The following is a 25,400-nucleotide window of genomic DNA, read 5'->3' on the forward strand; positions in this document are numbered from 1 at the left end:
GATTTCATCCTCCCTGCACAATTTCCCATAATAAGGCTCTGATTTCATTGGTTGAAGTCAGCGAATTTACATGCGAGATTATTTCTTCCAATTTGTTCAGCATGGAAGATAACTGATCTTTACGCAAAGTATCAGAGGGCTTAATGACAAGTATGCGATTGTGCTTAGTAGCTTTCATTTCTTCCTCATCGTTTACGATTTCCTCTATCATCTTCTCACCGGGACGGACCCCGGAGTAGGTCACGTGAATATCCTGATTTGGCTGTAATCCTGACAGCTGAATTAATTGATGGGCCAAATCCAAAATTTTCACAGGTTGACCGATATCGAGAATGAAGATTTCCCCTCCTTTGGCGTAAGCACCCGCCTGAATCACGAGCTCTACAGCTTCGCGAATGGTCATAAAAAAACGAACCATATCCTGATGCGTAACCGTTACGGGACCGCCCTCCAGAATTTGCTGTTTGAATAATGGAACGACACTCCCCTGGCTGCCGAGGACATTGCCGAAACGAACGGCAACGAATTTGGTTGGACTGATCGCATTCATAGTGTGAATAATCTTCTCTGCGACTCGTTTTGTAGCTCCCATAACGCATGCAGGTTTCACAGCCTTATCCGTAGATATCAGCACAAATGTATCCGCTCCATATTCATGTGCGCATTCAGCTACATGCTGCGTGCCAAATATGTTGTTTTGTACCGCTTCCGTGGGATTGGCTTCCATAAGAGGGACGTGTTTGTGAGCTGCGGTGTGGAAGATGATAGAGGGACGATAGACTGAGAATATATCCGCAATTCTTTTTTTATCTCGAATATCCGCAATAATAGCCTCAATTGAAACATGAGAATATTTGCGTTTCAATTCATGCTCAATCGCATAAATACTGTTTTCATCATGATCTAATAATAGTAATTGCGCAGGATGAAACTGAGCGAGCAGCCGGCACAATTCCGACCCGATTGAACCGCCTCCGCCGGTGACCAGAATATGTTTCCCGGTAACATAACCGGCAATTTCCTGCAAATCGATGTCCACGGGCTCTCTGCCCAACAGTAAAGCTGCTTCTTCATCTCGAAACAAATGACTCATATCGATACCCCCACAGTCGTTAGCAGTGATCTGAACATTATGAGAGTCTGTTAAATATGCTATTCAAACGATCTATCACTCTTAATTGATCTTCTTCAGATAAACTGGATCCTGAAGGTAAACATAGTCCGCTGGCAAATAAACGGTCAGAAACACTCTCATCGATGGAATGAGGGTAATAATCGTAATCCTTATATAAGGGCTGAAGGTGCATTGGTTTCCAAACAGGCCGGGACTCAATGTCTATTTCCGCTAAGGACTCTATGATTTGCATGGGTTTGAGGCTAGTCCAACTTATATTCACGGTCAAAGCAGTCAGCCATCTGGTAGACCGGCCGTATGGGGCTTCGGGCATAAATTCAATGCCTTGAACGCTAGACAATGCTTTCAAATAGCGATCGAAAACCATTCTCCGCGCTTGAATGCGCTCTTCCAGCACCTCCAGCTGGCCAACTCCAATAGCAGCGAGCACATTGCTTAAACGATAGTTATATCCCATATGACGATGTTCATAATGCACAGCAGGATCTCGAGCTTGAGTAGCCAGGAAACGTGCTCTATCCAATAATTCACAGTCATCGGAGACCAATGCTCCGCCGCCGGATGTCGTAATGATTTTATTTCCATTAAAAGAAAAAACGCCGAGCTTTCCGAAGGTTCCGCTAGCCTTGCCCTTATAAGTGGCGCCAAGGGACTCTGCTGCATCCTCAATCACTGGCACTCCATATTTGTTGCAAATCGCGAGCAGGGGATCCATATCTGCGCTTTGACCGTAAAGATTGACGATAATAACTGCCTTTGGCAAATGCCCTTTATGCTCAAAATGCCCAAATGCGCGTTGTAATGCGGCAGGGGACATATTCCAGCTATCCGGCTCGGAGTCGATGAAAACCGGTATCGCCCCTTGATAGATGATCGGATTGGCGCTGGCTACAAAAGTTAAAGTCGAACAGAACACAATATCCCGTTGCCCCACATCCAAAACCTGAAGAGCAAGATGTAGGGCGGCAGTGCCGGACTGCAAGGCTACTGCTCCGGCAGTGCCGGCATATCGGGAAATTTCCTTCTCAAAAGTTTGGATAAGCGGACCTACCGGTGCAATCCAATTCGTGGAGAAGGCCTCCTCAACATAGTGTCGTTCATTTGAGCCAAGATGCGGAGGGGAGAGATGGATCCGGCTATAGTTCTTTGTCACAAGTATTCTGCCCCTCTCCTTCATAGACTTGAAATCTACAATATCCTATGCTAGGAAACTAAAATAGTATAGGCAAAATTAATAGCTCATTTGTGGATTTTATAGTTTTGGGCAGTGAAGCGTGAGTGTTCGGTTATTAGAATCGGCAGGTCCAGCGCCTTAAGCGATACGCTCGCAACAAGCGATTGGCTGAAGCGGTATTTGACGTTCTGCTTCAATAATGACTGCCGGCCGGACTTATTTACTTTTCATTGCTATCATGGAAACGACCGATATTCACGTCGATATCGTCAACTACTATTCCCGCTCGGTGATTATGCAGCGCGCGTCAATCCGTTGAAGGACGGCGAAACCCATCCGGTCTATAAAGCGATAAAACTGATCAAATGACCGCAAAGGCGCTGAAGGGCGTTTGTTTAGCAATAGGGGCAATCCTGCATTTGACAAAGTAAAGCCCCCTGTCATCGACCATAACAGGGGGCTGTGTTATCAGTAAGTTATTTTATCGGTAGTTGTGCTGCCTAGCAGTCTCCGGTAACCGGGTAAAAATTCCTCGTAAATGTTCACCATGTATTGGGTAGTGTTGATGGAAAGATCATTGATGTCAATCTTCCACTTCTCGGTTTCGGAGCCGACTTCCCAACCGGAATCGCCTGCATCCTCCGGCTCCAATGCATAAGTCTTCTCATGGATGTGATCCCCATTCCCATCAAGAAGCTCAACGATTATTCGCCTTTTGTTCATTTCCGAGACGACGCTCAAATCTTTCTGCAGCGTGTAGTCGAAGGAAAAGCTGAACTCGAAGATTGCCCTCTTATCGTTATAGAACCAGTAAGGTCTGTCAATTTCGGTGATCTTCAGTGTATAGGGGTATAAGGCAAGCTCGTTCAAATTGTCCGCCGGCTTGTCGCTTTTATCCGGCAATCGGAACACGGTTGCCTGAAGGAAGGAGTCGGGCGTGTCCTTTGAGCCGGAGAGTTTGCCGCCGGTAACGGCCAGCCCAAGCATAAGCTTCAACCCCTTTGTATCCGCTCCTTTGGGCAGAGCTGTCCATGCCGTGAGGGATGCGTTTCCTTGGGGTATGACCCTCTGATCGGTTACTTCAACCTCAGCCGGATATACGGTTCCATCCGCCGTCATAAATTGAGCAACCCACTTGGCAACGGGGTTGTACCGCTTATCACGATTCACCGCATCTACCCGGACTGTTATTAAATGTCCGGTGGTGCTTTCGTATGAAGTCGGTGCCGTCGCCGTATAGGCCCATTTTCCGCCTATCCCTGACATGTCGGTTTCCTTGCCTGCGTCTATTTCTTTTGCGGAAACGGCCGATTGTTTGCTCCACTCTGTCCGGTGGACGGTTTGGGTTTTACCGTCCGAAACGATGGTTTCCTGAAGCAGGATATCCCATGACCGGACAATTTCTTCATGATCCAGATTCGCTTGCAGGAACAGCCGGATCGATTGACCTGGCTGAAGCAGCCTGAGCGAATCGGTTCGCACCGTTTGAGCTGGCCATTCTTCCGTATCGTCGGCCAGGAACGTCCCTTGAAGCTGGGGGACTGGAACCGCCGCATCGGAGACGTTGGTCAGCGTAATGGCTGCGGAAATCAGATCCCTGTCGTCCCACGGCCAACGATGTAGGGATTCCAAGGCGGCGGTGAATTTGCCTTCCGCCGCCGTGACGGTACGGGTTTCCCCGGCTTCTGTTCCTATCGCGTCTGCGGGTATCGGCAGGTATGCGGCGGGAACATGTACTTTTGCGGTATTGCCCGCTTCCGATATGGTACGTGTCAGCACCAATCCGGCGTGCGACAAATCGCTTTCGGCCGGCAAAGTAGCGGTCAGGATAAAAGAGATATCCGCTCCCGGCTCAATAGTTTGCCCTTCCGGCCTTCGGTCCGGCGCCATGGAGTATACATGGTCCTCCGAGGTCTTCAGCCAAAAGCTCCATTCCGGAAGCTCGGCAGGGATGGTATCGGAGTTCCGAAACGTTATCGTCCATGTGGCTTCATTGTTCTTGCCCGAACTTCGCCATGCAACACCGGATATGGAGCCCTGAAGACTGGCGTTTCGTGCGTTCACTTCAACCTCTTTTTCTTCATGACGGGCTGGAGCGTCAGATAGCGCCACCGAGCCGAGCGGGACAATAAGAGAATCCGAATCGAAATCCCATCGGCCTGCTTCCAGGATAAGTCCGCCGGCATCGATACCGTTTGCCACGGTGCCGTAAAACCGGTATACCCCGACTGCCCCCGCAGGAACGATCTTACGGTCCTGATCCTCCGGAAGCAGCTTGAAGTCCAAGACGTTTCCGGAACGGGTCTTAACCACGAAGTAATATTCATCTAATAGCAAGTCCGCGCCGCCGCCATTTCGGATGATCACTTCGAACGAGCATACGGATGGTGCATCATGTTTGAACAACCTGGTGTTGCTAACTTCCAGAACCTGCTCCGTCCCGAGCACGATACGGGGACCGCTGCTCTCTGTAACAGGAGCGGCCTCCGGTTTATCCGCTGCCGCTGCAGTCATCGGCCGAATTGAAGCCGCAACCGCTGAAAGCGCCAGAACCGCTGCCAGTCCAAGCTTGGCCCATAAAGTCCATTTCATTGCATCTCCACCTTTTTCTTCTCTCCCGGCTCTGCAGTGCCGACTCTATTCGTTCAAATATGTGGTAACCCGGTTTTGGATCATGCTTGCGGCATCTTTGGCGGTTTTCCCTTTAGTGAAGAACGATTGGGATTCTTCCTTCACGATCTTCATCACGTTGGGATCTCCTGCGGCAAAGCTGTCAGTTTTCTCTACGAGGTCCAGAATCGATTTCAACTGCTCCTCACTAATCGCTGCCGACGGAGATGCTCCGTTAGGTCCACTTATCTTTAATCTGCCGCTTGTGAGCTGTTCGATCGATTGCCTCAGCTGTTTTTCCAAAGAAGCCTTGTGAACCGCAAATCCTTGCATAGCTGGCTTGGATTGGACGTTTTCCGACAGGATAAATGAAAGGAACTTCCAGGCCTCTGTTTTATTCTTCGATTTTTCATTGATTCCAAACATTAGATCGGAAGAGAACGAAATTCCCCCGCTGCTTCCTCCGTCCGATGGAGTGCTGTACACTTTTCCTTTGCCGCCGTACATCATTTGCGGCATGAACAGCATTTCCATGGGCGTTTGCATGCTCATGGTGTTAAATACGTTTTTTCCGGCATCCGACATATCGGCCTGTTCCAGGATCAGCCCCTTGTCGTACATGTCGCCAATCTGCTCCAGCAGATCCGTAAATTCCTTCGTATCGAACGTCGCTTTTTTGCCCGCTACGTACTGACTGTACTGGCTCTGCACAATGTCCGAAATAAGATCTGTTTTGGGTTTGCCGGTCCAAACCGCCGTCGCACTTCCTCCGGCTTGGACGGCTTGCCGGCCTATGTCCAGCATTTCCTTCCATGTCCACTTGGAGTCGTCAATCTTGATGCCCTTTTCCGTAAGCAGCGGAGCGTTGCCCAAGGTTATGTTCGTCTTGAAATGGACGGGGAGAGCGTAGGTTTTCCCGCCGATTTTTACGGCATCGAATACGCCCGTATAATATCCCGATGTTTGGAAGCCGCTATCTTTTTTGATCAAATCATCCAAATTGGAGAGCAGCTTTTTGTCGGCATACTTATCGTAGGGGAGTGATTCCAAAGCAATCAGATCGGCTCCTTTGCCGGACATCAGCTCTGCATTGACGCCGGTCCGGTACTTCTCCAGGTCGGCCTCATTGGTTTTATCTCCTCCGGGTCTTTTTATATTCATCTGCTTATTTTCGCTGGCGGGGGTCGCAATATAAGCGCGGATGTCGATATCGATGTCAGGGTTTGCTTCCTCGAAAAGGCGTTCGGCCTCCTGCAGGAAGGCATCTTTCTTCAGGACGGAAACCGTCACCGTCGTTTTGCCGTTCTTTGCCGAAGGAGAGGCGTTCACTTCCGCGGGCTTGGAATCACTGCCGCATGCGGTCAAGGGCGCTGTGAGCAGTAGCGAAGATAAAACCATCGTTGTCCAATTTTTTTTCATCTTGATCATCTCCTTGAATATTTTGTATTTTAATTCAGCCGAACCAGGTCGCCATCACTAATCGGCTCGCTCGATTCGGTAACAATCTTGTCATCCGGCATGATCGTGCCTTTCAAAACAGCGTTCGTCTCATCCGAATCCTCGGTGTGGACATACTTTTTAACGACACGGAACTCGTTGCCGAGCGGACTCTTTGATTCTTGAATCGTAAAGATGTATTCGCCCTGTGAATCTGTCTTGACGGCTGATTTCGGCACCATCAGTCGCGGCATCCCTACTTTTTTGGTTAATTGGAATTCCGCCTGCTCGCCGCCGGTCAGCTTGGGGTCATCAATATCCAAAGTGACCTGTTTCATGTTGGAGGTATTGCCGCTCTGAGTCTGGTTTCCTCCCGAATCGGCTTTCTCGATGGCGGACACTTTGCCTTTAACGTTACGGGGTTCGGTTTCTTTGATCCGCACGTCGATGGTCTCGCCGGTTACAATGCGATTGGCGGAATCTGCGTCTACGCTAGTTTCAAGCTCCCAACCTTGAGACAGGTCGGATATTTGGACGACAGCTTTGCCTTGGGAAGCGGATAGTCCTTCGTCGGCCTGAAGGTCGGAGATCAGTCCATCGAACGGCGCAGCCAGGGAGCCCTTATCCGAAATATCTTTTTGGATACTAGCTATCTTGCGGGCTTGGATGGACATATCCAGCTTTAGAGATGCGATCTGCCGCTTGCTATCTTCAAGTTTGGAAGCTTCGCCCCCGATCCCGTTCAGTTTCAAAGCGTCTTGCAATTTCTCCAGATCCAGCTGCTGTTTGGCAAACCGATCTTGTTCATCGGCCAGATTCTTTGCTGCAGAGGAGGAATCAAAGACGATTAGTTGTTGTCCTTTTTTAACGGTATCGCCTTCGTTAACCAGTACTTCCTTCACCTCCCACCCCGACTGATCGTACAGGGACACGGTTCGTTTCGGGCGGATGGTGCCTTCTCCCTCGATTTCGTAAGAAAGTTGGCTGATCTGGGGCTTTTCGACGGACACCTTCGGTATTGTCATTTGTTGATACGTATTGGAGAAAAAGGTGAGCAGGAGCAAACATCCCATAAATATGCCCGCCGCCCATCGAATTGTCTGTTTTCGTCTGGCACGGATCACTTCGTCCGCAAGCCCTATCATGGGTAAACCTCCTTGTAATTCCCACCAAAGTGAAGCGAAGCTCTGAAGTATATTCCGGGTATTTTGGCGGGGGCCCAGAAACCAAAAACCACTACTTCACTTTGGTGGGATTTTTTAGCCTTTGATCCCCGTCAATTGAATGCCTTCAATGAGTTCGTTCTCCCCATGCAAATACAGAAACAGGATTGGGGCCATATACAGCGACGCCGCAGCAAACGCCACACCCCGGTCGCCTTCATTAATACGGGAAAGATAAACCGACAACGGCTGCTTGAGCGTATCTTGCAAAAACAACAGCGGCTGCTCCACCATGTTCCAGTTGTCTACGAAGACAAGGATTTGCAGAGCGGCGATGCCGGGCATGGACATGGGAACAATAACGCGGGTAAAAATCGTTCCGTGCCCCGCCCCGTCGACCTTGGCGGCTTCAATGTAAGCCCAAGGGATATTGGACATAAATTGGCGCAGCAGGAAGACGCCGAATACCGAGAATATGCCGGGAAGTATGATAGCGGAATAGGTATCAAGCAGTCCCAGCACATCCATCGCGATAAAGTTGGGGACGAGCGTAACTTGGAACGGCAGCAGCATGGTGATGATATAGAGAAAAAATAGCGCGTCTCTGCCACGGAAACGCAGCTTGGCAAAGGCATAGGCAGCCAGGGCCGCTACGATGGTTTGCCCGGCAACGATGGGAATCGTCAGAATCACGGAGTTCCAGAACATTTCCAAAAATTGCGGCTTGTCGAGCAGGATATGCTTGAATTGGACGAGCGTAACAAAGTCCGGAATCCACTTCAAATTGGCGTAATCGCCCGCTTTGGCCTCATTTCCTATGGCGTCGTAATTGACCGCGATCTCGTTTTCCGACATGAAGGAGTTGGTAATCGTAACGGCAAAGGGCGTCAGCATAAGAAGTGCGATACAGACAAGCGCTGCTGTCAGTAAGCTTTTTTTTGCTGCGGAAAGCATGGGATCACCTCCTGAGAGCTTATTCGATGGAATGCCGGAACCGCCTGTCTGCTTGAAATAATAGAACAACCAGTGCGATGATCCCCACCGCCATGATGTAAGCGGCTGACGTCAACTTTTGATAATCCAATGAGAGGAACATGTTGTTCATGTAATGCTGGAGCATATAGATGCTGTCATGGGGGTATTCACCCGCCATCAGGTAAGTCTCCCGGAATACCTTGAAAGAGCCGACGACAGACATGATGGTGACGAAGAACAAGGTCGGAATCAAATACCGCAGGGTAATGCCGAAAAACTGCCTGAATTTGCCCGCGCCGTCGATGCTTGCCGTTTCATAATAGTCCCGCGGAATCGTCTGAAGTCCGGCCAGCAGCAGCACGATATTATAGCCCGCATTTTTCCAAACGTACATCAGGATGATGACAGCCCGGGCCTCACTGCTTTCCATCCAGTTGACAGGGGCATATCCCGATTCAGTGAGCAGGCTGTTCAACCACCCGTGGGTATCGAACAATACCTGCCAGAACAACACGACAGATGCTACCGGAACCACAAGCGGTAGAACAAATGCGGTTCGAAACCATCTGCGGAGCGGGAGGGAACGGTTCAACAGCACGGCAATGGCCAGGGAGACGACGAGGAGAAGCGGCACGCCGATTCCGGCGAAGTAAGCGGTATTGACGGCTGCTTTACGGAATGATTCGCTGTTCCATACCTCCCGGTAGTTGTCCGTTCCCACGAATGTGCCGTCCACCGGACTGTCCATCAGGGAATAATAGATCCCTCCGATAAACGGAATTAGGTAAAACAGAGCAAACCCGATGAGACTGGGCGCCAAAAAGAGCAGCGCGGCTGGTCCGTCCCTGTCCGGGCCGGATAACCGCCGGAAGATGGCCGACCTTTTAGGGCGCACTTGCTGAAGCATATACACCCTCCTTTCTTGTGTGATATGTCCTGCTTTCGAAAGTCAGTTTATCAGCCGTTTATGATTCTTGTGTGACAAGAAAGAGCTTTTTTGTTTTAATGGGGTAAGACACGGGTTGCAGGAGGGAAGGAACCTATGAGAACCGTTATGGTTGTGGAGGATGAACCTCTCATGCGGGAATTGATCGCCGATTATATGAAAGACGAAGGGTTCCGGGTGGTAGAAGCGAAGAATGGGGCGGAAGCATTGGATAAGTTTGCCCAAACACCCGCGGATGCGGTCGTATTGGATGTGATGATGCCTTATTTGGACGGATTCGGCGTATGTCAATTTCTCCGGAAAACCTCCGATGCGGTGATCGTCATCGTAACGGCGAAATCGGAGGAAACGGACAAGCTTTACGGATACGAGCTGGGCGCAGACGATTACGTCACTAAGCCGTTCAGCCCCAAAGTCCTGGTTGCGAAGGTGAAAGCGCTGCTGAAAAGAGTGGGGAACCATGGTGAAGCCGATACTGTGATCGTTTACCGGGTGGAAGGGCTTGAAATCCGGGAGCAGTCCTATGAGCTGCTGGTTGACGGGCAGCGGGCGGACTTGACGCCAAAGGAATTCGAATTGCTGCTGTATTTGTATAGAAACCGGAATTTCGTGCAGACCCGGGAAGCCTTGCTGAATGGAGTATGGGGTTACGAATATGACGGGGATACCCGCAATGTGGATGCCATCATCAAACGGCTTCGCCAAAAAATGGGTCCTTATGCCGGCCTCATACACACCGTACGGGGCAACGGCTATGTGCTCAGGGTGCGGTCATGAAGTGGCGGGGGATTTCGTTCAAGCTGTTTGCCGTCACAAGTTTGGTGTTCGTCGGTTGTCTTACAGTCATGATGCTGCTCCAGCTCACATTCTTCGAGCCCTATTACGTTCGCGATAAAACGGGCGGTTTTCTTCGGGATTTTGAACAAACCCGGCAGCGGTTTTTGAAGGAGACTCCTGACGGCACTATGGTTCCGCCTTATTTCACCAAGCTTGAGGAGCAATATTATGCGGTAACCGCCATATTGACTATTTCCAAATATGGAGATTTGCAGGTATCTGCCGGCAAGGGCATTGGCAGAGATAAAATATTCCTCCGCCTCCACATACCGCCTGGTTCGATGAACCGGGAAACGCTGCCGATTGCGCAGCCGTTCCCGAATGTGGAGCTGGATAAGCTGGTATCCAGTCTGTATCAATGGTTCCAAAATCCGGAGAAGCGGGAAGAAGTCCTTTTGCAAAACCAAACGATTTCATTCTTCACAGATGTAAAGCTGCCCACCGGATCCAACAGCCGCCAGTTTGTGGTCATTTCTCCGCTTAACGTAAAGAATGGGGAAGGAACAGTGATGGCCTCCGTTTCCTCCCTGCAGCCGGTCGGCGATGCGGTTTCCGCTTTCCGCGGATTTTACTCCTACTTTTATTTGTTGGCGACTGCCGGAGCATTGCTCCTTGTTCTGCTGTACTCGCGGATGATTACAAGACCCCTTCGGGCACTGAATCAAACGGCACAGCGGATGGCGAAGCTGGATTTCAGAGAAAAAAGCGGCATTCGCCGGAACGATGAGATCGGCAGCTTGTCTGATACGCTGAACTTCCTCTCTGAGAATCTGGATCATGCGCTTCATGAACTGCACACGGCGAATGCGAAGCTTCACGAAGACATCGAGAAGGAAAAGCGGTTGGAGCGGCTGCGCCGGGAATTCGTTGCCGGGGTCTCCCATGAGCTGAAGACGCCTATCAGTTTGATCGCCGGTTTCGCCGAAGCGCTGCAAGACAATGTGGGCGACGGCAGGAAGCGGGACCGTTACGCTGCCGTTATCCGGGAGGAGGCGTCACGGATGGCCGGCATCGTAAACGATATGCTGGATCTGACCCAGATGGAAACGGGACAGTACCGGCTTCAGTTGAATGATTTCCGGCTTGACGATACGGTGCGCCATATAGCGGTCAAGCTTCAGGAGCATCCTCACAGCGTTGGAAAGAACATCGAACTGGACCTGCTGCCGGTCACGGTAAAGGCCGATCGGTTCCGCATCGAGCAGGTGCTCACGAATCTCCTGGGCAACGCGTTGAGGCATACCCGCGATAACGGCAGGCTTGGGATCAGGATGGAACAGCAGCCGAAGGAAATCCGGACGGTCGTCTGGAACGAAGGCGAGCAGATCCCTGAAAATGAGCTGGTTCATATCTGGGATCATTTTTACCGGGTAGAGAAGTCCAGGGAACGGGATTCCGGCGGAACGGGCATCGGTCTTGCCATTGTCCGGCAAATTCAGCAGCTGCACGGCGGGCAGTACGCAGTTCGTAATACGGCCGGCGGTGTGGAATTCAGTTTTACGCTACCGGTCTGTGAAATCTGAACTTCCATTATTTCGACAAATTTTGCAGGAATCTTATGAGGAGAGGGCGAACTACTACTTGTTACCGGTTCACTAGCTGAAGTAAGGAGGGCATGGCCTTGCGGGTTCATCAACTTCAATATCGAGATTGCGACCATTTGATCGGTTGGATGGATGAAAGAGAAATCAGAGACTCTAAACAACTACTCGTTCAAGTCTATACCTACACCGTACATAGCGAAAGCATTGCGAATTTAATTTCGCTTTTACATACGAATCTGCCACAAGCAACGCTTATTGGCTGTACATCCGATGGGCAAATTCTGGACGGGCAGGTCTGCGAGCGTTCCACAATTTTGTCCTTTATTCAATTCGAAAAAACGGATCTTCATTCATCGCTCTTTGAGTTTACGAAGGAAACGGATTGCTTTGAAAACGGCAGAGCTTTCGCCAATCAATTGGTAGTAGCAGATACGAAAGCTTGTATTGTCTTTACCGATGCTATTTCCAACCCGGAGGATTTTATTAAAGGTATCGAATTCGAGGCTCCTCATGTCGTTCTGGCCGGCGGAATATCAAGGAATATGCTGGGACAAACAGCGCTGTTCTCCAAGCAAGGCCTCATCACCGAAGGAGCTGTCGGCGTTTCATTATCGGGTCAAGATTTGCTGGCCAATAATTCATATAGCCTGAATTGGAAGCTGATCGGGAAAAACTTCAAGGTTACGCATGCTGACGGCAATCGCATCTATTCGATCGACAATATGAGTGTGATTGATTTGTATAGAAAGTATCTCGGCGAAAAAATTGCTATGCAGATCACGGAAAAAAGCAGCCAATTCCCGCTCATTCTGAAGCGAAACGGCATTCATATCTGCCGTGACGTTCTTGCTGTCCATGAGGAAGGTTCGGTTACTGTATCGGGTCATTTGTATGAGGGGGAGATCGTCCGTTTCGGGTTTGGCGACCCGGAATTAATCGTGGACGGATCGAAACAGCTGATTGAGAGCATGCAGGAAATCTCTGCAGAAGCCATTCTCATCTATTCTTGCGAAGCGCGGCGTCGCTTTATGTTTAATTCGATTGGCTACGAGCTTTCCCCATTGCAGCAGGTTGGCCCCAACATAGGCTTCTTTACCAGCGGAGAATTTTACCATCATGAGCAAAAGAATATGATTATCAATCATTCCATGACGCTATTGATGCTGTCAGAGAATCCGCAAGTCATGCCTAAAGGCAACATCTTCTTGCAGCAGCATGAACAGGAGAACCAATGGGGTGAGCTGGATGCCCTGAGGGCGATGTCGCATTTGGCGCAGGTTTCAACGGATGAATTAATGAAGCTGAACGTATCGCTTGAAGCATCCGAGCAGCGTTACAGATCGCTTGTCCAGTATAATCCGGATGTTGTATATTCGATTGATGCGAAGGGGACTTTGTTGTCGCTGAATCCAACCTTCTATGATTTGCTTGGTTATGAAGAAGACGAGGTGTCTTCCTTGTTCGAGGTTGTGGATGCTGCAGAAAGCTCCCGTATTCAAGAGTCCATTACGTATGCGTTTCAAGGCCATTCTCAAACCTTTGAGCTGTCGCTCATGAGAAAGGATCGAACGATGATTCCGTTTATGATTACCCAAATTCCGATCGTGGTTAATCAGGAATTCGTCGGCGTCTACGGCATTGCCAAAAATATATCGGAGCGTAAAGAAGCCGAGGCGCGTATCACGTTCATGGCTTATCATGATGTATTGACGGAGCTGCCGAACCGAACTCTCTTATACAAACAGTTGAACGATTTACTGCAGGAGCGCTCAGGTAATAGGCAAATGTTTGCCGTTATGTTCATAGACCTGGATAATTTCAAAGAGATGAATGATTCTTTCGGACATTTCGTAGGGGATGATATCCTTAAGCGTTTTGCCGGGAAGCTGCGGCAGCTCGTCACGGAGAAAGGGCAGGCGGCGCGATTTGGCGGCGACGAATTTGCGGTCATTTTGGATATGAATCAGATCCGTGAAATTGAAGACGTGGCAGGTCAAGTGGTTGAATATTTCAAGCGGGAGCCGATCATTCTGGAGGGCACGGAGCAGTTTATCACCACTAGCGTCGGCTTAAGCTTGTACCCGAACGATGGCGATACACCTGAATTATTGCTGAGAAATGCAGATTTGGCCATGTATAAAGCGAAGCAGTCCGGGAAAAACCGATACCTGTTCTACGTGAACGAAATCAGCGATGAACTGCGTGAAAAACGTCTGCTGGTCAGCGATCTAAGGAAGGCGATAGCGGAAGATGAGCTGGAGGTTTATTATCAGCCCTTAATCGATCTGAAAACGCAGCATGTGATCGGTTCCGAAGCCTTGGTTCGCTGGATGCATAAGGAACTGGGACAGGTATCGCCGTCAGTTTTCATACCGATCGCCGAGGAATATGGATTGATTGATATTCTTGGCTATTGGGTATTGAAAACAGCTTGTATTCAAAATGTGCGCTGGAAAGACAAGTACGACATGCCTCTCATCATTTCTGTAAACGTGTCGTACCAACAATTTCAGCGGAACGATTTTGTAGATGTTGTAAAAGAAGTGCTGCAGGAGACCGGTTTGGACCCGGTACGGCTGCATTTGGAAATTACCGAGAGCACCGCTTTAATCAATTTAGAGCATACCCGGCTTATACTTCGAAGATTGCAGCATTTGGGTGTTTCCATCTCCATGGACGATTTCGGGACAGGGTATTCTTCGTTAAGCTGTGTCAAAGATCTATCGATTGACAAATTAAAAATTGATCGTTCCTTTATTACGAATATTTCAACCGACGTGCGGGACGCGGCCATTGTCAAAACCATCATAGCCTTGTCACGAAATTTGAACATGAAGGTGCTCGCGGAAGGTGTTGAAAGAAAAGAACAGCTGGATAAACTAGCTGAATATGAATGCGATGAAATTCAAGGCTATCTGTTCAGCCCGCCTTTGTCGTCAAGAAAGTTTGAGGAGTGTTTCCTTGCTCCTGGATAGAGGTGTATAAAAGAAAACAGACCCCATTCTCTATATGAGAGATGGGGTTTTTCGTTGCGGACAAGAAGCGGTTAGCGGTACCCGCTATTGACCGCTGTTTTATTAGTTGCTGATAAATTCTTGTACCCATTCATTTTTGTAATAGCCGACGCCGATCTTGGTGAAATTCGGGCTAAGAATATTTTGGCGATGCCCCGGACTGTTCATCCATGCCTTCATCACGTCTTGCGGAGTTTTTTGCCCCATGGCAATGTTTTCTCCGGCGTACTTGTACTGGATGCCATATGCGGACATCATTTCAAACGGAGAACCGTAAGTTGGGGATGTATGATCGAAGTATTGGTTGTTGTACATATCCTTGGCTTTATCCAGCGCCATTACAGCTAATGACTTGTCAACGGCCAGCGGCTTCAATCCGGCTTTGGTGCGTTCCTGGTTCACTAAAGTAACCACTTGATCCGCGTAAGAAGACTGACTGCTTACAGGATTCGTTCCATTCGTTCCATTTGAAGTATGGCCCGGAATGTTCAGAATCATGCCTGGCCAAATGATATTCGGATTGGCAACTTGTGGATTCTGAGCGATTAGAGCGCTAAGTGAAACGCCATGCTTTTGAGATATGGTCCACATGGTATCTTGGCTTTTAACCGTATAGGCAGCGGCGGAAGCCGAAGCTGCCCCGGAGCCGGCAATGATGCCTAAAGCAAGTAGACCAGGCAGTACAATTTTCTTAACATTCATGTGTGAATCCTCCCTTTTTTGGCCTGCGAGGTTAGCTGACGGGTTCGGGTCAAAGAGTAATCACCCTGCCAATCCGGTTGGCTTCACCCCAAGTAATGGTTCCCCCGCGCTTCTGAAGAAGAAGCTTCGGCCGTTCGTTGGTACCCGCAAAGTAACAGAATCGCACTGCCCTTCAAAGGTGTGTTCTATTTTAGCACATGTGAAAGTTAGGATCGCCCCTCAAATATTGCCAATTTAAAAGATCATTCAGCTTGACAAAATACCCGGTGGGGTATATATTATACCCAGTGGGGTATTATGAATTTCGGAGGGGAGTAACCAAATGTCGAGAAATATTGTTATCGTTGGCGGAGTTGCAGGCGGTGCTTCGGCTGCAGCCAGATTAAGAAGGTTAAACGAAGAGGATCATATTCTCATGCTGGAGCGGGGAGATCATATATCATTTGCGAATTGCGGCTTGCCTTACTATATTGGCGAGACGATTCAGAATCGGGACAAATTGTTCTTGCAAACTCCCCAGAGCATGGGTAAACGGTTTAACATGGATATTCGGGTTCGATCCGAAGTTATGAGTATTGACCGTGATACTAAGCATGTTAAGGTTAAGCAACTTGATTCAGGTGAAGAAATCCAATATCCATACGATGTATTGATTTTGTCTACAGGTGCTAGACCTATTATTCCGGAAATTCCGGGGTTGGCTGAAGCAAGCTCAGTATTCACCCTGAGAAATATTCCGGATACCGACCGGATCAAAGCTTTCGTGGATAAGCAAAAGCCAGCTCACGCAACAATTATCGGCGGCGGCTTTATCGGCGTAGAAATGGCCGAAAATCTTCGGGAACGCGGTATGAACGTTACGCTCGTGGAAAGAAACGGACAGATCCTAGGCCCGCTGGACCCGGAGATGGTAAAGCCGGTCGAGCAGCATATGCGAATGAATGGCGTAGAGCTTGCCTTGAATGAGTCCGTAGTGGAAATAAAAGAACATGGACGTAACGTGGTGCTATCCTCGGGCAACCGAATTCAAACCGATATGATTTTGCTGGCGATCGGTGTCGTGCCGGAAAGTGAATTGGCCTCTGCTGCCGGCCTTGAACTCGGAGTGCGTGGCGCCATAAGAGTGAATGCGCAACTTCAAACAAGTGATCCGTCCATTTATGCGGTTGGAGACACGATTGAGGTCAAGGATCGGATTCAAGGCTTCGAAACGACGGTCCCGCTGGCGTGGGGAGCTAACCGTCAAGGAAGATTGGCCGCGGATCATATCAATGGAAGGCAAATCAGCTATCTCGGCGCATTCGGGACTGCAATTGTTAAAGTGTTCAACATGACCGCCGCGGTAACCGGCAATAGTGAGAAAGCACTTCGTAAACAGGGCGTTCCTTTCGAAGCGATTCATATCCATCCTAGCTCTCATGCAGGCTATTATCCGGGCGCCTCGCCGATTTCGCTCAAGCTGTTATTTGACAAGAAGAACGGTACGATTTATGGCGCGCAAGCGGTTGGGGCAGATGGGGCCGATAAGCGGATTGACGTCATTGCAACGGCGATGCGCGGAGGGCTGAAGGCATGGGATCTTGCAGATATCGAACTTGCTTATGCACCGCCTTTCTCCTCGGCGAAGGATCCTGTGAATATGGCTGGCTATGTAGCGTCGAACATTATTGATGGTTTGGCAGAAACTATTCAATGGCATGAAGTCAACAGCTATGTACAGAGCGGCGGACTGCTCATTGATGTTCGGGATGCGATCGAACGGGAAGCGGGTTTTATTCCTGGCTCCGTGATATTCCATTGAATGAACTCCGTGAGCTGATCAAAGAGTTGCCGCAAGGAACGCCTATCGTCGTATCCTGCCAAGTCGGCCAGAGGGGTTATGTTGCTGCGCGCCTTCTGCAGCAGTACGGTTATCAGGTTAGAAACGTTGATGGAGGTTATAGAACGTACTCAGCCATGTTTGGCGAAGCTTCCTTGCCTGCCGCATCAAAAGAAATGCCCGCACCTGAATTAAAAGTAGAATCGAATACCACTCCGAGCCTTGTAGTTGACGCTTGCGGAATGCAGTGTCCCGGCCCTATAATGCGGGTATATGAAACGATACGCGTCATGAAGACGGGCGAGAGAGTTGAAGTGCGAGCGACCGACTTTGGCTTTGCGTCCGACATTGCCAAATGGTGCGAGAAAACGGGCAATGCTTTAGAGTCGCTTGATACCTCGGGCGGTAAGGTCATAGCCACTGTCCGCAAAGGGAACTCTGCCCCGACGGACACCAGGACAAACATTACGGCACAAGTAAATTCAGGTGCTACAATGGTCGTGTTCAGCGGTGATTTGGATAAAACGATGGCTGCTTTTATTATCGCATCCGGTGCTGCCGCAATGGGTAAGAAGGTAACGATGTTCTTCACTTTCTGGGGGTTGAACGTGTTGCGCAAAGAGGACGCTCCCCTTGTTCGTAAAGACGGCATGGAGACGATGTTTGGACTGATGATGCCCAAAGGAACGAAGTCCTTGCCTCTGTCCAAAATGAATATGGGCGGGCTTGGCCCCAAGATGATTCGTCATGCGATGGAGCGCAAAAACGTGGAGTCTCCGGAGTCCCTGATGCAGGGCGCGCTCCGTTCAGGTGTAAAATTGGTTGCCTGCACGATGAGTATGGACATTATGGGCATCAAGCAAGAAGAATTAATCGACGGCATTGATTACGCGGGGGTAGCCAGCTATCTGGGCGATGCCGAGGACGCGGGCTTAAATCTTTTCATTTAAAATCATGAAAGTGGTGGCAGGCATGGAGTACGATAATAGCATTAAAAATCGGTTAAAGCGGATCGAAGGGCAAGTTCGTGGCGTCTTATCGATGATGGAAGAAGGCAAGGACTGCAGGGAAATTGTCACACAGCTATCGGCAATTCGAACGGCTGTAGACCGTACAATCGGTACGGTGATAGGGGCCAATCTGGAGCATTGCATACAAGAAGAATTGGAAAAAGGCAACTCACCGAGTCAAGTGATACAAGAAGCGGTTGAGCTGATTGTAAAAAGCAGATAGGCAGCGAAATTAATAATGCAGCCGACTCCTTAGGGAGAACGGGCTGCATTTTTTTACTATCATTTAACGAATTTATAACCGACGCCCCACACTGTTTTAATATATTGGGGATCTTTGGGGTTCTCTTCGATTTTTCTCCGTAAATTTGTGATATGTACGTCAATAGACCGGTCGTTGATACAGGAATCATAGCCTCGAAGCGCGTTGATGAGTTCTTCTCTGCGAAATACTCGCTGCGGATGCTCGTAGAATAACCGAATAAGCTCAAATTCGGAGAATGTCATCTCAATCGATTCGCCGCGCACAAGCAGCATTCTAGTCTCCAGATTCATGTCCAAGTCACATTTGAGCGGTTGATCAACCGGCAATGAAGCGGCTCCGACAGCAGCAGCTTGCTTGGATCGGCGCGATACAGCCAGTATGCGAGCCTTCAATTCATGCATGCTGAACGGCTTGCATAAGTAATCGTCAGCACCTACAGTGAATGCCTCCACTTTTTCGCTTACCTTCGCATTGGAGGAAATGATTATAATCGGAACCTCGGTTACTTGACGAAGGGAATTGCACAGATCCGTTCCTTCAAAATCAGGTAGTGTCAAGTCGAGCAGGATGACATCCGGACTAAACTCGTTTAACTCAGCCACGCCATCTTGCCCGGTACGGGTTCGCAGTACATGGAAGTCCTCTTCTGTTAGATACATGCATATCATTTCACCGATTATATCATCGTCCTCGATTAATAGAACTTTTATCATTAAGATTCCTCCATAATAGATCCTTCTCATTTTTACTAGTTCTATTTAACGGGTAAACGCTAACATTTTACTCATAATTCTATTATACTGTGTCGATTTTTAAGAGTAAATCGCATAAAGCGTGTATTTTTTCACACTTTCTCACAAAATGTTAGCAAATTATTAGTAGGATTACTTTGAAGAATTAATAGAAATTCTGGTAGAGACCTAATAATTGGAAAGTATGATTACAATAGCATCAATATGGCGAGTATCGTGGACAGGATAAACTGTGCATTCGGAGGGGCTGGTTGCTAATGGGATCGAAATATCAATATGGAGTTCTACTTGTTGGTCACTCTCACTCGGGCCATCATCTACAGATGGCGAAGGCGTTATTCGAGCAGGATTCACAGTTTGTCGTTACCGGAATGGCCGCTAATGGAGAAGTAGCGTTGACGTGTATCACAGCATACAGGCCGGATTTGGTGATCATTGATCTGGATATGCCTGAGTTGGATAGTTTGAGTACCATTCATGCCATAATAAGTCATTGCCCTATTCCTGTCGTTACGTTAAGCATGAATACGACCGAAGGCTCCATGATCACGATCCAAGCTATACGTATAGGCGCCGTAGATTATTTTCATAAAAACATCCTGTTTCAAGATCCGGTATCACCCGATATATCGGCATACTTCTTGTAGCGGTGTGTCATTGCCATTCAGAACGGGGTACATGGTGTCTACGTTCCTGCCCCGAATCATCAGATTCTTAAACGGATGGAGCTTGAGGCTTATTTACGGAGAGCGATTGGGCAGCAGGAGTTCCATCTTGTCTATCAGCCTATTGTCGATTCCCATACGAATCAAATTGCCGGTCTGGAATGCCTGATCCGTTGGCATCAACCGCAGCTGGGTTATATTTCCCCCGCAGATTTTATTCCCATTGCTGAAGAAACCGGCCTCATTCATGAGATTGGGGAATGGGTGCTGATGGAAGCCTGCAGGCAAAATATGATTTGGCAGAACGCCGGATTACCTAAATTGCCGGTCGCCGTCAATTTATCCAGCCGCCAGTTTAAGGATTCACGGCTCAGCCGGAAGGTCCAAAGCATTCTGGAAGAGACGGGACTGCCGCCTCAATACTTGGAGCTGGAAATTACCGAGAGCATGAGCATGGATGTCAAAACCGCATCGGATGCCCTGAATGAGCTGAAGAAGCTAGGCTTTAAGGTGGCTATGGATGATTTCGGTACGGGATATAGTTCGCTGGGGTATCTCAAAGATTTCCCTATCGATAAGATGAAGATTGATCAGGCATTCATTAAGGGATTGAAGCAAAGCCCAGTTAATGCGGCTATTGTACATACGATGATCGCAATGGCGCATAAATTGAATCTTCTGGTTGTCGCCGAAGGGGTCGAGACGGAGGAGGAACTGCAGGTGCTGAAGGAGTACGGATGCCAGCTCGTTCAGGGCTATTATTTCAGTCCTCCTGCGAATGCGGAGAAAATCGGGGAGATTTTACATAAATATGCGCTTACAATCACTCCCTGACCTATGATGAATATCATGACAGAAGTAGAGGCTGCCTTAGATCAGCAAGACATTATGCTGATTCGCGAATGGAATTCAGTCATAATCTTCATAGCTTCTTTACATAGGATTGATATTACGATAATAAAAGAGGTTTATCCTAATAGTAGCAACAAAGTTTTCATAGACTTGGAAAAGAGGACTTCCCTTTGAAAAGTTATCCTATTATTGCATCTATCACGGAAGCAGACCAAATAGCGAAGGCACTAAAAAGCGGAGTCCAAAGAGTTAACCTGATGACGGGAACGATCAACAACTTGCGGGAGATCATGGAGCAGCTTCATGATTCCGGTAAACAGGTGTTCGTCCATATTGAAATGGTTGGCGGCATAGGAAGGGATGCATCATCCATTCAATATTTGGCCGAAGTGTTCCAAGTCGACGGCATCGTTACAACCAAGAGCAACGCGGTTGCAGCCGCGAAGCAGGCGGGAATACGAAGCATTCAACGTATATTTGCGATCGATTCCTACGCGGTGGAGACGGCTGTTCGCATGGTCAAAACGTGCGATCCGGATGAAGTCGAGCTGATGCCCGGACTCATGCCGAGAGTGATTCGAGACGTGAAGCAAAAAATCAAACAGCCTCTTATAGTCGGCGGACTAATCAGGTATGAAGAGGAAATCGGGCAAGCCCTGGACAACGGTGCGGATTTTGTATCGATCGGGGACAGCCGCTTCTGGTAAAGAACTGAATAAATATGAACCTCCGGGTGGAGACGATGAGAAAACCCAGTGGTCAGAAAAATCAACATGCCTTTATGGATATAAGGGGGGATTTTCTGCTGCTGGTTTTTTTGTGCGCAAATAAAGCGAATTAAGGTGCTAGGGAGATCGTTACATGAAGGATTTATTGACTTCGTTTGATGCTTATTGTTTTGACTTGGACGGAACGATTTTTGTTGGCGACTCTCTGCTCCCTGGTGTCCTATCGACGATTACGGAGCTGCGCAAGAGCCATAAGAAAATTATGTTCCTGACGAATACGTCCACGCAGACGCGTTATGACTGCCAAAAACGACTGGAGCGAATGGGACTGTTTAGCGATGTGGAAGAAATCATAACGGCATCCTATCTTGCAGGTGTGTTTTTCAAGGAACATGCCCCGGACGCATCGGTCCTGGTAATCGGCGAAAGGGCTATGGAAGAGGAGCTGCAGTTTTTCGATGTAAGCACAACGGTTGATCCTTTAGAGGCTTCGCATGTTCTAGTTGGGCTTGACCGGGCATTCAACTATGAAAAGCTTCATATTGGCATGAAGGCGGTTCGCCGTGGAGCCAAGCTGATCGCTGCCAATCCGGACCCCTGCTGTCCTATTCCCGGGGATGTCATACCGGATACGGGGGCGTTACTCAAAGCACTTGAGGTTGCAAGCCAAACCGAAGTCGAGCTGGTCATCGGTAAGCCGTCCATATTTTATGCCAATCAAGCCTTGCAAAGACTCGGTATCCCCAGCGGCCAATGCCTAATGGTTGGAGACCGGTTAGAGACAGACATTCTTCTCGGCATGAACAGCGGTATGAAAACTGCGCTTGTTCTGACTGGAATTGCCACTAGGGACGACATTGAAGCTAAGAGCATCAGACCCGACTATGTGATAAACACATTGAGCGAACTTATCGTAGGAAAGAACTTAATCCTAAGGGACTGACCAAAAAACGGGAGGTAGGAAACTATGCGTTTAGTGTTGATGGGAGATTTTCATTACTCCAGGATGGTAGATGGTACAGAAGAGATGTTGGATGCAAGAGACACGGTATATACATCGATGCTCGATCAATTCCTTGCTATGGATGGAGATGTCCATATTTCTCTGGGCGATCTTACGCATGAGGGTTTTCCGGAGGAATTCCGCTATGTGTTTGACCGGATTGACCGCAGCGGACGCCCATTTATCCATGTACTAGGCAATCACGATACGTACTCGATTCCGAAAACTGAGATCCTCGCTATTACTGGCCAAAAACGTTATAGTGCCCTTGAAACAGATGGAGCCTTCTTAATTTTCCTCGATTCGACCAAAGAGATGAACAAAGAATGTTGGGGAGGGACGATGGATGCCGAACAGCTGGAATGGCTGCAGGCGCAGTTAGAGGCATCAGGCGAAAAACCAGTATTCGTATTCGCCCATCACCCCGTATATGATACAACGACGCGTTCCAAGCTGGATAAATTATCGATACATCCGGAGATTGATATGAAAGCTGTACTACGTACAAAGAAAGGTCCCGCTTTCTACTTCTGCGGCCATAATCATGCAAACTCCATAGTCCTACAAGATGGATGGCACTTTATTCAGACCGCCGCATGCCTTGATATTCCTGCTTTTCGTGTGGTGGAGCTCAAGGATGGCCAAGTGCGAATCGACCTTGTGAAATTAAACGAAGCTGCAGAGTTGGAGACGCATATCACACGATTCCATACGAACATGCGGGGATTCAAACCTTCTCCGGATGCGCGTGGAGAAGAATCGGACTGGAACTTATCGGTTGACCTTTTGGAAACCACTGCAAAGTAGAGGTGAATAGCATTGGCGGAAATCAGATTGCATCATATTGAGAAAAGCTATGGCCAAGAGAGCGTCGTACAAGATTTGAATTTGACGATCAAAGACGGATCGTTCACGGTTCTGGTAGGTCCTTCCGGATGCGGGAAATCCACGACGCTGCGGATGATTGCCGGATTAGAGAAGCAGTCGGGCGGGGAGATCTGGATTGGCGATCGCTGTGTCAATCACGTAGAACCAGGCAAACGAAACGTTGCAATGGTGTTCCAGAACTATGCCTTGTATCCGATGATGACGGTGAAAGAAAATATCGAGTTCGGGCTAATCAACCGCAAAGTGCCGAAAGCTGAGAGGGAGCGGCTCATTCAAGAGATTACGGAAATTGTCGGTCTCACCGATTACCTGCATAAGAAGCCGCAGTCATTGTCCGGAGGCCAGAGACAGCGGGTTGCTTTGGCGAGAGCCATGGTCAAAAGCCCGGCGGTCTTTCTGATGGATGAGCCCTTGTCCAATTTGGACGCCAAGCTGAGGAATCAGATGCGGACCGAGCTGATCCAGCTGCATAAACGGCTGGGGGCCACATTCGTGTATGTCACGCACGATCAAGTGGAAGCCATGTCGATGGGCGATCAGATCATCATTATGGACAAAGGCCGCGTACAGCAGGCGGACAGTCCGATGAACATTTACAATGATCCGGCGAACCGGTTTACAGCTCAATTTATCGGAACGCCTCCGATGAATATACTGCCCTGCTCGGAACTAGAGGGGATGGCACCCAAAGCTGACGGTGCTTACAGCCACGCGGGCTTCAGGCCGGAGAAAGCGGTTATTACCCCGGAGAAAAAACAGGGCTGCCTTCATATTCCGGCCCGCATAGTAACGCGCGAAACGTTAGGCGCTGAGATCATCTACCAGATGGCATCCAAAGCAGGCACGCTGTATGTCAAAACCTTCCTCAAACCGCTCGAGTATGCTGCTGACGTTCATGTTTCGGTGCCTTATGCCGATCTGTATTATTTTGATCGGGCCGGGAACCGATTGCCGGATGGGGAGCCCGCCGAGCTGAAGACACTTGTTGCAGGAGGAACGTATTAATGCCTTTATGGTATCGGCTTCGCCCATATATCATGGTCTCGCCTGCAATCATCATTTTTACAGTCTTTTTCATATATCCGATCTTCTACATGATCTATTTAAGCTTTCATTCCTGGGATTTTGTCAGTCCGGAAAAGGATTTCGTCGGGTTCGACAACTTCGTTGAGCTCTTTGACAGCAAGGAGTTCCGGCAGGTTCTATTCAACAGCTTGAATTATACGATGCTGACCGTTTCCCTGACGATTATCATTTCTTTGATTCTTGCTTTGTGGCTGAACCGGAAGGGATGGGTGTATGGTGTGGTCCAAGGGGCCATCTTCAGCCCGCATATCATCTCGCTGGTGTCGGTATCGCTTGTCTGGATGTGGCTGATGGATCCGCAGTTCGGGTTGCTCAACTGGATTCTTCAATTATTCGGCATACAGAAGCTGGAGTGGCTTAGTAGTCCGAAAAGCTCCTTGCTTTCTCTCGTTATCGTTGCTGTATGGAAGGGCATCGGCTTCAATTCGCTGGTCTTTATAGCCGGGCTTCAAAGCATACCGAAGGATATGTACGAAGCGGCCGATTTGGACGAATCGAACAGGTGGAGGACCTTTTACAAAATTACGGTACCCATGCTGTCTCCGACCCTATTTTTCTTGATCATCATCAATTTGATCGGTTCGTTTCAGGTGTTTGAGACGATTGCCATCATGACGAAAGGCGGACCGGTGAACTCGACGAATACGCTCGTGTTTTATATTTACGAATACGGCTTCCGCTTCTTCAAAATCGGTTACGCTTCTGCGGCTGGAGTCGTGCTGCTGGTCGTCGTGGGCGTGCTTACGCTGCTTTATTTCAAGCTGCTGAGCCGAAAAATTCATTATCGATAGGAGG

Annotated in this window: 21 protein-coding genes, 1 pseudogene and 1 riboswitch; of the genes and pseudogenes, 13 read left to right on the forward strand and 9 right to left on the reverse strand. The window is 48.8% G+C overall.

Annotated features, from left to right (window positions below):
* Positions 1 to 4 precede the first annotated feature (4 nt).
* Together ICC18_RS07445 and ICC18_RS07450 are read right to left on the reverse strand one after the other, a co-directional pair.
* The gene (locus tag ICC18_RS07445) at positions 5 to 1,093 is read right to left on the reverse strand and encodes a UDP-N-acetylglucosamine 4,6-dehydratase family protein (protein ID WP_188173726.1); all 1,089 of its coding nucleotides are present in this window, start codon (positions 1,091 to 1,093) and stop codon (positions 5 to 7) included.
* Positions 1,094 to 1,130: 37 nt separating this feature from the next.
* Positions 1,131 to 2,312: a DegT/DnrJ/EryC1/StrS family aminotransferase gene (locus ICC18_RS07450; RefSeq protein WP_188173727.1), complete on the reverse strand. Its 1,182-nt coding sequence runs from the start codon at positions 2,310 to 2,312 to the stop codon at positions 1,131 to 1,133.
* Between the two features lie 90 nt (positions 2,313 to 2,402).
* Here ICC18_RS07450 and ICC18_RS07455 point away from each other — a divergent pair, with 90 nt between their 5' ends.
* Entirely contained in the window at positions 2,403 to 2,678 is a 276-nt protein-coding gene (locus tag ICC18_RS07455; RefSeq protein ID WP_188173728.1) for a hypothetical protein, read from the forward strand.
* A gap of 99 nt (positions 2,679 to 2,777) precedes the next feature.
* Here the strand turns inward: ICC18_RS07455 and ICC18_RS07460 are convergent, their stop codons facing one another.
* The 5 genes from ICC18_RS07460 to ICC18_RS07480 form a co-directional block, all read right to left on the reverse strand.
* The gene (locus ICC18_RS07460) at positions 2,778 to 4,901 is read right to left on the reverse strand and encodes a hypothetical protein (protein ID WP_188173729.1); all 2,124 of its coding nucleotides are present in this window, start codon (positions 4,899 to 4,901) and stop codon (positions 2,778 to 2,780) included.
* Positions 4,902 to 4,946: 45 nt separating this feature from the next.
* On the reverse strand, positions 4,947 to 6,338 hold the full coding sequence (locus ICC18_RS07465; protein WP_188173730.1) for an ABC transporter substrate-binding protein: 1,392 nt from the start codon (positions 6,336 to 6,338) through the stop codon (positions 4,947 to 4,949).
* Positions 6,339 to 6,367: 29 nt separating this feature from the next.
* Positions 6,368 to 7,501: an efflux RND transporter periplasmic adaptor subunit gene (locus ICC18_RS07470; protein WP_188173731.1), complete on the reverse strand. Its 1,134-nt coding sequence runs from the start codon at positions 7,499 to 7,501 to the stop codon at positions 6,368 to 6,370.
* A gap of 114 nt (positions 7,502 to 7,615) precedes the next feature.
* A complete protein-coding gene (locus ICC18_RS07475; protein ID WP_188173732.1) occupies positions 7,616 to 8,473 on the reverse strand; it encodes a carbohydrate ABC transporter permease in 858 nt (285 codons plus the stop codon).
* 19 nt (positions 8,474 to 8,492) lie between these two features.
* Positions 8,493 to 9,401 carry a carbohydrate ABC transporter permease gene (locus ICC18_RS07480; protein WP_188173733.1) on the reverse strand — a complete coding sequence of 303 codons (909 nt, stop codon included), beginning with the start codon at positions 9,399 to 9,401 and terminating at the stop codon, positions 8,493 to 8,495.
* A 135-nt stretch (positions 9,402 to 9,536) separates the two neighbouring features.
* On the opposite strand from ICC18_RS07480, the gene ICC18_RS07485 reads away from it, so the two are divergent.
* From ICC18_RS07485 to ICC18_RS07495, 3 genes are all read left to right on the forward strand, one after another.
* On the forward strand, positions 9,537 to 10,217 hold the full coding sequence (locus tag ICC18_RS07485; protein ID WP_188173734.1) for a response regulator transcription factor: 681 nt from the start codon (positions 9,537 to 9,539) through the stop codon (positions 10,215 to 10,217).
* A complete protein-coding gene (locus ICC18_RS07490; RefSeq protein ID WP_188173735.1) occupies positions 10,214 to 11,800 on the forward strand; it encodes a sensor histidine kinase in 1,587 nt (528 codons plus the stop codon). The genes ICC18_RS07485 and ICC18_RS07490 overlap by 4 nt, the downstream gene beginning before the upstream one ends.
* Positions 11,801 to 11,898: 98 nt before the next feature.
* Positions 11,899 to 14,796 (forward strand): bifunctional diguanylate cyclase/phosphodiesterase, encoded by a 2,898-nt coding sequence (locus ICC18_RS07495; RefSeq protein ID WP_188173736.1) that lies wholly within the window; start codon positions 11,899 to 11,901, stop codon positions 14,794 to 14,796.
* A gap of 102 nt (positions 14,797 to 14,898) precedes the next feature.
* Here the strand turns inward: ICC18_RS07495 and ICC18_RS07500 are convergent, their stop codons facing one another.
* Entirely contained in the window at positions 14,899 to 15,537 is a 639-nt protein-coding gene (locus tag ICC18_RS07500) for a CAP domain-containing protein (protein ID WP_188173737.1), read from the reverse strand.
* Positions 15,538 to 15,541: 4 nt separating this feature from the next.
* Positions 15,542 to 15,679, reverse strand: a riboswitch (cyclic di-AMP (ydaO/yuaA leader).
* Positions 15,680 to 15,859: 180 nt separating this feature from the next.
* Between ICC18_RS07500 and ICC18_RS07505 the strand changes: the two are divergent.
* Both ICC18_RS07505 and ICC18_RS07510 read left to right on the forward strand, forming a co-directional pair.
* A pseudogene (locus ICC18_RS07505) lies at positions 15,860 to 18,306 on the forward strand (FAD-dependent oxidoreductase).
* 22 nt (positions 18,307 to 18,328) lie between these two features.
* Positions 18,329 to 18,589: a metal-sensitive transcriptional regulator gene (locus ICC18_RS07510; RefSeq protein ID WP_188173738.1), complete on the forward strand. Its 261-nt coding sequence runs from the start codon at positions 18,329 to 18,331 to the stop codon at positions 18,587 to 18,589.
* 59 nt (positions 18,590 to 18,648) lie between these two features.
* On the opposite strand, the gene ICC18_RS07515 is transcribed toward ICC18_RS07510, so the two are convergent.
* Complete coding sequence (locus ICC18_RS07515) at positions 18,649 to 19,344, reverse strand: response regulator transcription factor (protein ID WP_188173739.1); 696 nt, start codon at positions 19,342 to 19,344, stop codon at positions 18,649 to 18,651.
* 296 nt (positions 19,345 to 19,640) lie between these two features.
* On the opposite strand from ICC18_RS07515, the gene ICC18_RS07520 reads away from it, so the two are divergent.
* From ICC18_RS07520 to ICC18_RS07550, 7 genes are all read left to right on the forward strand, one after another.
* Complete coding sequence (locus ICC18_RS07520) at positions 19,641 to 20,030, forward strand: response regulator (protein WP_188173740.1); 390 nt, start codon at positions 19,641 to 19,643, stop codon at positions 20,028 to 20,030.
* A gap of 75 nt (positions 20,031 to 20,105) precedes the next feature.
* Complete coding sequence (locus tag ICC18_RS07525; protein WP_188173741.1) at positions 20,106 to 20,882, forward strand: putative bifunctional diguanylate cyclase/phosphodiesterase; 777 nt, start codon at positions 20,106 to 20,108, stop codon at positions 20,880 to 20,882.
* A 188-nt stretch (positions 20,883 to 21,070) separates the two neighbouring features.
* Positions 21,071 to 21,607 (forward strand): glycerol-3-phosphate responsive antiterminator, encoded by a 537-nt coding sequence (locus ICC18_RS07530; protein WP_188173742.1) that lies wholly within the window; start codon positions 21,071 to 21,073, stop codon positions 21,605 to 21,607.
* A 154-nt stretch (positions 21,608 to 21,761) separates the two neighbouring features.
* The gene (locus ICC18_RS07535) at positions 21,762 to 22,571 is read left to right on the forward strand and encodes an HAD-IIA family hydrolase (RefSeq protein ID WP_188173743.1); all 810 of its coding nucleotides are present in this window, start codon (positions 21,762 to 21,764) and stop codon (positions 22,569 to 22,571) included.
* Between the two features lie 24 nt (positions 22,572 to 22,595).
* Positions 22,596 to 23,438, forward strand: a complete 843-nt coding sequence (locus tag ICC18_RS07540; RefSeq protein ID WP_188173744.1) for a metallophosphoesterase family protein — start codon at positions 22,596 to 22,598, stop codon at positions 23,436 to 23,438.
* 12 nt (positions 23,439 to 23,450) lie between these two features.
* On the forward strand, positions 23,451 to 24,524 hold the full coding sequence (locus tag ICC18_RS07545; RefSeq protein WP_188173745.1) for an ABC transporter ATP-binding protein: 1,074 nt from the start codon (positions 23,451 to 23,453) through the stop codon (positions 24,522 to 24,524).
* Positions 24,524 to 25,396 (forward strand): carbohydrate ABC transporter permease, encoded by an 873-nt coding sequence (locus tag ICC18_RS07550; protein WP_188173746.1) that lies wholly within the window; start codon positions 24,524 to 24,526, stop codon positions 25,394 to 25,396. Before ICC18_RS07545 ends, ICC18_RS07550 begins: the two co-directional genes overlap by 1 nt.
* Positions 25,397 to 25,400: the final 4 nt, after the last annotated feature.

The sequence above is a fragment of the Paenibacillus sedimenti genome, assembly GCF_014534655.1.
Taxonomy (GTDB): domain Bacteria; phylum Bacillota; class Bacilli; order Paenibacillales; family NBRC-103111; genus Paenibacillus_E; species Paenibacillus_E sedimenti.